Annotated in this window: 1 protein-coding gene; it reads left to right on the top strand. The window is 45.4% G+C overall.

Annotation, left to right across the window (positions count from 1 at the left end; translation table 11 throughout):
• A partial coding sequence (locus tag BN3772_RS30285; protein WP_157643681.1) for a non-ribosomal peptide synthetase occupies nucleotides 1-1,996 on the top strand: 1,996 nt, incomplete at both ends.

Consider the following 1,996-nt stretch of genomic DNA (forward strand, 5'->3'; position numbering starts at 1 on the left):
ACATTGTGTGCGTATCAAGATGAAGAGCGCCTGGTATTTGATCTTCTTTATAATCCAAATGTATATGCCAGGGAAGAAATTCAGAGCATTCTAGCCAGAATTGAAAAAGTACTGCAGGCCATCGGTGAGAATCCTAACCGGAAATTGTCCGAGATTGAGATAATTACTGAACAGGAGAAATTCCAAATCCTCAGCGGATTCAATGATACGGCTGTTGAGTATGCACGAGACCGGACTGTTGTAGATCTGTTTGAGGAGCAGGTTAGGAAATTCCCTGCAAAAACGGCAGTTGCTTTTGGGGAGCAGCAAATGACTTATGCTGAGCTCAACCATAAGGCCAATCAGCTGGCAGGCAAACTGCGCGATTTAGGTGTAAAACCAGATGATCTTGTAGCTATTTTAGTTGAGCGTAGAATCGAGACGATTATCGGTATTTGCGGAATTCTAAAAGCTGGAGGGGCTTATGTCCCAATTGATCCGATGTATCCGGAAGATCGAATTCAGTATATCTTGAAGGACTGCCAGTCTAAAGTGGTGCTCATTTGCAGCTCAGAACTCGAAACGGAATTATCTGTCATAGATCTTGCAGATCATAAGATTTGGGAAGGTGAGACGAATAATCCGGTAAGTGTGAATAAATCAGGGGATTTAGCGTATTGCATCTATACTTCTGGCACAACCGGTAAGCCGAAAGGCAGCCTGATTGAGCATAAAAGCATCATTCGATTGGTCACGAATACTAACTATGTGGAACTGGATGAAAAGAGAGTAATCTTACAAACGGGATCTATGTCCTTTGACGCATCCACGTTTGAAATGTGGGGATCACTCCTTCATGGAGGGACTTTGGTGCTTGCATCTCAGGAGGTAATCACCGACAACAAGAGTCTGAAAGAGCATATACTTCGTTATCAAGTGAGCACGATGTGGATTACAGCCTCTTTGTACAACTTAATGATTCAGACGGATGTCGAGATGTTTGACAGTCTAAAAGAATTGTTGATTGGTGGAGAGCGGCTCTCGGAAGAACACGTGAGAATGTTAAAAAACCGGAAGAATCAAGTTAAATTGATCAACGGTTACGGGCCGACAGAAAACACAACATTTACAACAACTTATGAAATTCCTGAGTGCTTTGAGCTGCTTCCGATCGGCAAACCGATTGCCAATACGCAAGTCTATATACTAAATCAGAATAGACTCTGCGGAATTGGTATCCCCGGAGAGCTCTGCATCGCGGGCGATGGTCTGATGAGAGGATACTTGAACAAGCCGGAATTAACAGCCGAGAAGTTGATCACCAATCCGTTTGGAGCCGGCAAACTGTATCGTACCGGAGATTTGGCAAGATGGTTACCTAATGGCAACATTGAATACTTAGGACGAATTGACGAGCAGGTTAAGATCAGGGGCTTTCGAATTGAGCTGGGTGAAATTGAAAGTACACTCAGAAAGATTGATCTGATGCATGATGCGGTTGTGCTTGCACATGAAGATACCTCGGGAGAGATGGCCCTTTTCGCTTATCTGGTATCCGATACACCGATCCGCTTGCCGGATATTCGGGATACTCTTAACACAATATTGCCTTCATACATGATCCCGGCTCATATGATGCAGATCGACAGTATTCCGGTCACTCCAAATGGAAAGTTGGACAGAAGAGCACTTCCGGAGATAGTAGCTAGTAGCCAACACGACTATGTTGCGCCGAGAAACGAAATCGAAGAAACGCTGTGTCAGGTCTTTAGTCAGGTGCTGGGTGTGGAAAGGGTTGGGGCGGAGGATAGCTTCTTTGAACTTGGCGGAGACTCCATCAAAGCGATCCGCATCGTATCAAAGATGAGAAGCGCAGGGTACAGCGTCTCCGTTAAGGAGATCATGGGCAAATATACGGTGGAAGCGATCGCTCACGCGGTTGAGGCAGTCAGTGAAAACCGCTATGAGCAAAATGAAGTGACAGGACCCGTGATCCTGACACCGATCCTAGAGGCGT

It is taken from the genome of Paenibacillus camerounensis (assembly GCF_000723885.1).
Lineage (GTDB): Bacteria > Bacillota > Bacilli > Paenibacillales > Paenibacillaceae > Paenibacillus_AQ > Paenibacillus_AQ camerounensis.